This is a genomic window from Burkholderia sp. LA-2-3-30-S1-D2 (assembly GCF_001523915.2).
In the GTDB taxonomy this organism is placed as follows: domain Bacteria; phylum Pseudomonadota; class Gammaproteobacteria; order Burkholderiales; family Burkholderiaceae; genus Burkholderia; species Burkholderia diffusa.
The window spans coordinates 1,301,089-1,309,150 of sequence record NZ_CP013383.1; the positions used below are offsets into that span (position 1 = coordinate 1,301,089).

6 protein-coding genes are annotated in these 8,062 nt (G+C 68.0%); 3 read left to right on the forward strand and 3 right to left on the reverse strand.

Annotation, left to right across the window (positions count from 1 at the left end; genetic code table 11):
* Positions 1–480 precede the first annotated feature (480 nt).
* The 3 genes from WS66_RS06095 to WS66_RS06105 are packed head-to-tail and all read left to right on the forward strand — an operon-like array spanning position 481 to position 5,296.
* Positions 481–3,357 (forward strand): xanthine dehydrogenase family protein molybdopterin-binding subunit, encoded by a 2,877-nt coding sequence (locus WS66_RS06095; protein ID WP_059600468.1) that lies wholly within the window; start codon positions 481–483, stop codon positions 3,355–3,357.
* Positions 3,354–4,037, forward strand: coding sequence for a (2Fe-2S)-binding protein (locus WS66_RS06100; RefSeq protein WP_059600467.1), 684 nt, complete (start codon positions 3,354–3,356; stop codon positions 4,035–4,037). The genes WS66_RS06095 and WS66_RS06100 overlap by 4 nt, the downstream gene beginning before the upstream one ends.
* Positions 4,034–5,296, forward strand: coding sequence for a cytochrome c (locus WS66_RS06105; protein ID WP_059600466.1), 1,263 nt, complete (start codon positions 4,034–4,036; stop codon positions 5,294–5,296). Before WS66_RS06100 ends, WS66_RS06105 begins: the two co-directional genes overlap by 4 nt.
* A gap of 92 nt (positions 5,297–5,388) precedes the next feature.
* Here the strand turns inward: WS66_RS06105 and WS66_RS06110 are convergent, their stop codons facing one another.
* The 3 genes from WS66_RS06110 to WS66_RS06120 form a co-directional block, all read right to left on the reverse strand.
* Positions 5,389–5,571 carry a hypothetical protein gene (locus WS66_RS06110; protein ID WP_082728894.1) on the reverse strand — a complete coding sequence of 61 codons (183 nt, stop codon included), beginning with the start codon at positions 5,569–5,571 and terminating at the stop codon, positions 5,389–5,391.
* Positions 5,572–5,814: 243 nt separating this feature from the next.
* Entirely contained in the window at positions 5,815–6,306 is a 492-nt protein-coding gene (pal, locus tag WS66_RS06115; RefSeq protein WP_059600465.1) for a peptidoglycan-associated lipoprotein Pal, read from the reverse strand.
* A gap of 342 nt (positions 6,307–6,648) precedes the next feature.
* Positions 6,649–7,905 (reverse strand): porin, encoded by a 1,257-nt coding sequence (locus WS66_RS06120; RefSeq protein WP_059600464.1) that lies wholly within the window; start codon positions 7,903–7,905, stop codon positions 6,649–6,651.
* Positions 7,906–8,062 lie beyond the last annotated feature (157 nt).

Sequence of the window (8,062 nt, forward strand, 5' to 3'; positions counted from 1 at the left end):
CGACACGATGCGGCGCATTGCCGAGCGCCCCGCACGGCACGTGGCGGGGCGACCGGCGAGCCGGATGCGCACGACATTACCATGAAACGCCGGCCGCGCGTGACGTGCGGGGGCGTCGGCGAGTCGTCTCAGACCACGCCGTGCGCATTCGCCGACGCAGGAGCAGGCGTCGTTGCCCACGGGACGATGTCGGGTAGTCGCCCGCGGACCGGTTTCGGCGCGCGCCGCACATGGCAGGCCCCTGGCGCGCGATCGGTCCGCGGCGATCGATGCGCCCGCCGCGACACCGCCCGGTCGCGCACGTGTGTCGCCCGCGACCGGGCGCCGCAGCCCGTGTAAATCCCGTTATAAGAAATTCAATAAGTATTTCATGTGGGAAATACTATAGGCGATATATCTAAAACAATGCCAGAATGCGCGCCGCTCCGAACGCCGCGACACCCTATCGCCGTCCGAGCCGCATCAGGAGGTTCCCCCCACATGAAAAACCACGGCCTGTCACGGCGGGGTTTTCTGAAAGCCAGCGTGCTGGCGGGCGTCGCGGTGTATGTCGCGCCCATCGGCAGCCGCGCGTTCGCGGCGCTCTTCGAAGAAAAACTCCTCACGCCCGTCAAATGGGATAGCGTCACCGGCATCCCCCAATTCCGCATCGACGGCATCGCGAAAGTCACGGGCTCGAAAGTGTTCGCCCGTGACGTGCGTGCCGCCGACATGCCGCACTGGCCGCAGCAGCAGTCGCACGCGCTGATCCTCCGCGTCACGCAGGCCGACCGCACCTACGAAGGCTTCGACCTGTCGCTGCTCGGCGACGAACTGAAGCCGAACCGTGTGGTCACGGCCGACGATCTCGCGCGCGACGGCGTCGCGTTCCCGGCGTTCTATGGCGACGACATGCTGTTGCCCGCCGGCAAGACGCCCGCGTATCTCGGCCATGCGGTCGCGATCCTCATCTACCACGACTTCGCGCGCTTCCGCTTCGCGAAGAACGCGCTCAAGTTCCGCGACGACGTGATCCGCTACGGCGCGGTCACGGGCCCGCTCGAGCGCGATCCGTGGGGTACGTTCCGCTTCGTTCGGGTAGGCGGCAAGACGGCCTATGACGACGACGTCTATTCGAGCCTGAAGGATGCGCCGATCTTCCCGAGCATGATGCGCAAGCACCTGCCGGTCTGGCCGGACGGCAAGGAGCACGGCAAGCTCGACGAGCAGGGCATGTTCCTGGCCGGGCAGATCGCCAGCGAGTTCGACCATCCGCCGGCCGACTGGCTGGTGTTCGACCGCGCGTACAGCACGCAGTCGGTCGACACCGCCGCGCTCGAACCCGACAACGCGAACTGCTGGTACGACGCCGCGACGCAGGCGCTGCACCTCGTCGTGCCGACGCAGTCGCCGCTCGAAGTGGCGGAGAACGCGGCCGCGATGGTCGCGAAATGCCGCTTCCCGGTGAAGAAACTGTTCGTGCATCCGTGCTACACGGTCGGCTACGGCTCGAAGGATCACTTCAACGTGCCGTTCTACGGCCTCGTCTGCGCGCTGTACGCGGACGGCCGCCCGGTGCGGTTCGCGAACGACCGCTACGAGCAGTTCCAGACATCGCTGAAGCGTCACGCGTTCAAGATGCATTACCGGATCGCGGTCGATCGCAACACGGGTCTCATGCAGTCGTTCAAGGGCGATTTCGAGGCGAACGGCGGCGGGCGCTCGAACTTCTCGCCGTCGGTGGCGATGGTCGGCGCGACGGCCGCGCAATCGATCTACTACTTCCCGAAGAGCGACCTCGCGGCAGTCGCGATCGCGTCGCGCGCGATCGACGCAGGCTCCGCGCGCGGCTACGGCACGCTGCAGAGCATGGCCGCGACCGAGATGGCGGTCGACGAGATCGCCGCGCAACTGAACCTCGATCCGATCGAGTTCCGCCTGCGCAACGCGCTGCGTTCGGGGATGAAGAACACGCAGGGCGCGATTCCCGCCGGCGCGCTGCGCGTCGACGAAGTGCTGGAACGTGCGAGGCAGCATCCGTTGTGGACGCGCCGTGCAGCGCGCAAGGCCGAATTCGAGGCGGCGAACCCGGGCAAGCGCTACGGCGTCGGCTTCGCGTGCGTGCAGAAGGATTTCGGCACGGGTGCCGAGGCATCGTTCGCGAAGGTCGAATTCGACGAGAACGGCAAGGTGTCGCTGCATCACACGGCTGCCGAGATCGGCACCGGGATGTCGACGTCGCAGGCCGTCGCGGTCGCGAAGTGGCTCGGTCGCCCGGCGACCGAGGTGCGCGTCGCAGTGACCGAATGGCCCGATCTGCCGGTCGAGACGAGCGGCGATCCGTACCTGATGTCGCAAGCCGACCAGGACCGGCTGAGCGCGAATCCGCGCTGGTCGCCGGGCTATGCGTCGCCGTCGAGCGCGACGAACTCCGCGTACTACTTCACGCACAGCACGCGCGAAGCCGCGCGCGCGGTGTTCCGCTACGGGCTGTGGCCGGCCGCGATGTCGATCTGGACGCGCGGCCTCGGCGGCGGCCAGGCCGCACCGTACACGATCCGCATCGAGGACGCGCGCTGGGTCGACGGCAAGCTGACCGCCGACGGCCTCGAGCCGCTGACGTTCGAGCAGCTCGCGAAGCAGGCGCATGCGCTCGGCCTGGCGACCGGCGCCGTCGTACACGTGTTCAACCGCTGGCAATGGACCGACGCCGAGTTCGACGTGGGCGGCGCGGTCGATCGTCTGCCGATCGACGGGCTGTCGCTGCGGATCGGCGCGCCGAAGACCGGCGACGACGGCCCGATGCCGGGCACCGCCGCGCCGGCCGGCGCGACCGCGATGCACGGCACGCTAGCGCTGACCGCGAACGGCTATCGCGTGCTGGACCGCAAGCGCGTGTTCATCCCGCCGACGAGCCGCAACAACGCGGCTGTCACGTACTACACGGCGGTCGGCACGCTCGTCGAGCTGGCCGTGCACGAAGCGACCGGCAAGGTCGAGCTGCTCACGCATCACTCGATCATGGAATGCGGCAACCAGATCTCGCCGCAGCTCGTGTCGGGCCAGTTGCAGGGCGGCCTCGCGATGGGCATCGGCCATGCGCTGCACGAGTACCTGCCGCTTTACGAAGACGGCCCCGGCAACGGCACGTGGAACTTCAACCGCTACCAGCTGCCGCGCGCGACCGACGTCGCCGTGTGGTCGCAGACGGGCGACATCCTGCCGCCGCTGTCCGAGACCGATCCGCCGAAGGGCGTCGCCGAAGTGGTGATGATCCCCGTCGTCGGCGCAATCGTGAACGGTATCGCGCACGCGATCGGCCATCGTTTCACCGACTTGCCGGTGACCCCGCAAAAGATTCAGGAGGTGCTCGCATGACGACCGCCCAAACCGCCGCGTCGGCCGCGAGCGCCAGCGCGTCCGCGACCGGCGCATCCGCGCCGAACGCGGCTTCGGCCGCCCCGGCATCCGCTGCCGCCGCACCGGCCACCGTCGAGCGTCCGCTCGTCCGCTTTCAGCAGAAACCGCTGTCGGTGAACATCAACGGCAAGTCCGTCGGCCCGATGCAGGTGCCCGAAGGGCTGATGATGATCGAGTTCCTGCACGAGTATGCGGGCCTCACCGGTTCGCGGCTCGGTTGCGGGCAGGGCATCTGTCACGCGTGCGTCGTGATCGTCGACAAGCCGGACGGCACGAGCGAGGAAATGCGCACGTGCATCACCGGCGCGCACTTCTTCCACGGCCGTTCGATCCGCACGATCGAAGGTCACGCGAAGCGCAACGAAGCCGGCGAAGTGGTCGAGCTGTCGCCGATCCAGCAGAAGTTCCTCGAGCACTTCAGCTTCCAGTGCGGCTACTGCACGCCGGGCTTCGTCAACGCGGCGACGGTGCTGATCGAACGCCTGAAGCGCGAGCCGGTCGCGAAGGCCGACGTCGAGCGCACGATCACCGACGCGCTGAACGCGCACATCTGCCGCTGTACCGGTTACGTCCGCTATTACGAAGCCGTGAAGGACGTGATCCTGTCGACGCCGGGACTCGTGAAGGACGCCGCATGAAACGCACATTCGTCCATCGTGCCGCGCGGGCCGGGGGCCTGCCGGCACTCGCGGCCGCCTGCGCGCTGCTGCTCGCCGCCTGCGGCGGCCATGACGCGCCGGCTTCGAGCGCGGCTTCCGGCGCGCCCGGTGCCGACCAGGTCGCGCGCGGCCGCTATCTCGTGAAGGCCGCGGACTGCGCGGCGTGCCACACCGCGAAGGACGGCGCGCCGTTCGCCGGCGGTGCGCCGCTCGAATCGCCGTTCGGCACGTTCTACGGCTCGAACATCACGCCCGACAAGGACCACGGGATCGGCGGCTGGAGCGCGGACGACTTCTACGCCGCGCTGCATGACGGCAAGGCGCCGGCCAAGCGCCTGTATCCGTCGATGCCGTATACGTCGTACCGGCAGCTCACGCGCGCCGATACCGACGCGATGTACGCGTACCTGAAGACGGTGAAGCCGGTCGCTCAGGAAAACCGCCCGCACGAACTCAAGTTCCCGTACAACCTGCGCGTCGGCATGGTGTTCTGGGACATGGTGTTTCTGAAGGACAGCCTGCCCGATGCATCGACCGGCCAGTCCGCCGACTGGCAGCGCGGCCGCTATCTGGCGGGCGCGCTCGGCCACTGCGCGGAATGCCACACGCCGCGTGCGTTCACGGGTCAGCTCGACGGCGCGAAGCCGTTCGCCGGCGCCGCGCTCGGCCGCGTAGCCGCGCCGGACATCACGCCGGCCGGCCTCGCCGCGCGCGGCTGGACGGGCACCGACCTGCAGACGTTCTTCGGCGTCGGCATCGCGCCGCAAGGCTCGGCGTTCGGCGAAATGTATCCGGTCGTGCACCTGAGCACGCAATACATGACGAAGGACGATCTGCGCGCGCTGTCCGTGTACCTGCTCGGCGATACGCCGCCGGCGCCGCAGGCGTTGAAGCCGATGTCGGCCGATGCCGCGCAGCTTGCGGCCGGCCGCTCGGTGTATCTCGCGGTGTGCGCGGGCTGTCACGGTTTCGACGGCGAAGGCAAGCCGCACGTGGCGGTGCCGATGAACGGCAATTCGACGCTGCGTCAGGGCGATGCGCGCAACCTGATGGTCGCGATGCTCGATGGCATCGACGAGCAGAAGTTCGCCGGCTTCGAGAACCTGCAACCGATGCCGGGTTTCGCGCACACGCTGAGCGACGACGAACTCGCACAGCTCGCGAACTACCTGCGCGCGACGTGGGGTGGCCAGCCCGCGAGCGTGACGGCGGCCGACGTGAAGGCCATGCGTCGGTAAGTGGTGCGGCGCGGCGGGGCGTCGCGCGCGAGGCGGCCGGCTTCCGGCCGCGCTCGTGCGTAACGCCCCGCTCGAGCCTTTCCGGCGGCGCTTCAGTAGCCGCCCCCTCCGCCGCCCCCTCCGCCGCCACCACCGCCGCCTCCGCTGCCGCCCGCGCCGCCATACCGGCTCATCCCGGGGCCTGGCGATACGCCGCCACCCGACGACGTACATCCGGCCGACAGCACCAGCATCAGTGCCGCGAGCAGCGCCGCGGCCAATCTTGCCGAATTCATTTCACTCTCCTTTCGCCGAGAAGGCCGCGCGGCAGGATGGTTCGCGTGAACCGGCGACCGCGCGATGACGAAACGTTTCCGGCGGGCGGTTTATTCCATGCTTTTTGCGTATCGGCACATGGCGACATGGAGCGGGGCAGGCGCTCGCGCATGCAGCCGGGGCGCGGCGCGCCCCCGCAGATTCGCTGCATCCGGGCAACGGAGGGTGAGCAGCCGGAATGCCGCCGTCGCGGCGGCATCCGGTCAACGATAGACGAGATCGGCGCGGCGGTTCTGCGCCCACGAATCCTCGTCGTGGCCGAGCGCGACCGGCTTTTCCTTGCCGAGGCTGACCGCTTCGAGTTGCGACGCCTGCACGCCCAGCGTTTCCAGTGCGCTCATCACGGCTTGCGATCGGCGTTGGCCGAGCGCGAGGTTGTATTCGGACGTCCCGCGTTCGTCGGTGTTGCCCTGGATCAGCACGCGGCGCGACGGGTGGCTGCGCAGGTAGTCGGCGTGCGCCTGCAGCAGCGTCTGGTATTCCGGCTTCACGGAGTACTGGTCGAAATCGAAGTAGACGCTGCGCTTCGCGAGCGGGCTGTTCGGATTGTTGAGATCGTCCGCCGCCACCGTCGCGACCGCTTCGCTCGATGGGGCCGGCGCCATCCCGGCATTCTCGGGCGTTTTCGCCGCGTGGTGACAACCCGCCAGCAGCGCGAAGGCTGCCATGACCGCAAATCGGTTCGTTTTGCTCATCGTGCGTCTCCTGCGGTTGACTGCGAGAAAAGCGTGGTGCGCGCGAACTGTCGCGTCACGCATCCGGCGAGACGGCACGAAAGTGCCGGCTTCCGTGAGCGATGCGCTTTCGTAAGCCGGCGATGCGCCATATGAAAGATTGTCTCGACCGGAACGCCGAAGCACGGCGCCGCTGCAACTAGATTAGGAAAAATGTCACAGCGCGACCAGTTTCTCGGCAATTTTCACACGGGAACGACGCAGGACGCATTCTTGCTTGCGCGGAAACCGCGGCATGCGCGGCATGCGCGGCGATGCGTGATGCGCCATGCCGGTGCGGGCGCGTCTCGTGTCGCCGGGGCGTCAGAACTTGTGCCGCAACCCGAGCGCGACCACGAGCTGGTTGCTATTGGCTGACGGCGTCATCGTCCAGACGGTCGCGTTGAACGCGGGATTGCCGTTGCCGCCGCTCACGCTTTGATAGACGGCTTCGAGATACGCGTCCGTGCGCTTCGAGAATGCGTAGTCGGCCTGCGTGACCACATGGTTCCATTTCGGGCGCGTCTGGCCCGTGCGCGTGTCGAAACGGGCCATCGTATACGTGTACGCGGCGGCTACGCTGAACGCCGGCGTGACGAAGTAGCGGCCATCGACCGTGAAGTTGTCGAAGACGAGCGATTCGCCCTTCAGCGGGGTGATGCCGCTGCCCTGGAGCACGCCGCTCACGCCGTCGGTGGCCGAGTGCGACCATGCGGCGCCGACCGAATGCGGGCCGAACGCATAGCGGCCGGCCACGGCCCAGATCTGCTGGTTGCCGCCCGTGATCGTCGCCGAGCCGTCGACCGTGCTCAGTGCGCCGTCCGGATTCGGCGCATTGCGGTCGCGGCTGATCTTCAGGTAACCGGCGCCGAGCTTCAGCGGTCCGTTCGCATACCCGAGCCCGGCGCTCCACACGGCGTTGTTCGAGAACGCGCCGGCCGTGTTCGAGAATCCGTACAACGCGCCGAACGTCAGCCCGCGATACGTCGGGCTCGTGTACTTCACCGCGTGGTTGATGCGCAGGTTGCGGTTCGAGTCGTCGTTGTCGTACGGATGCACCGCGAGGTTGCCGCCCCAGCCGGGGCCCGACGCGCCGAGCGGCGTCACGAAATCGAGGATCAGGTCGTACTGGCGGCCGAACGTGAGCGTGCCGGCCGTGCGCGAGCTGACGCCGAGCCACGCCTGACGGCCGAACATGTCGACGCCTTTCTGCGACAGCTTGCCGTTCGTGCCCGTGAAGCCGTTCTCGAGCGTGAAGACCGCCGCCATCCCGCCGCCGAGATCCTCGCGGCCGCGCAGCCCCCAGCGCGACGCGTTCAACGCGCCGCTCGTCAGCCCGACGCTGCCGCTGCCGGGCGAACCGGCACCTTGCGTACGCTGGTTGGTCGCGTAGGTGATCGACGTATCGATCAGGCCGTACAGCGTCACGCTGCTCTGCGCGTGCGCGACGCACGGAATCAGGCCGGCCGCGCAGGCGGCGAGCACTGTTCCAGGGAGCGCCCCGGTACGACGGCCGCGGCGGACGGCATGCGGCGTGGCAACGCGCGCGTTGGCGGGCTGGATGGTTTTATAGGAATGCATAGGATTTTTTATCGTTGGTCTCCGGCCCGATCGCCGGTGGGTCGCGTCGGCGCGCCGGCCGACTGATCGAGCGGCCATTATTGGAGATCGCGCGACCGTCGATTAAGCCGCTGCACAGGAAAGGTCCTCTGCGAAATCGCGTGGAATCGTGGCGTTT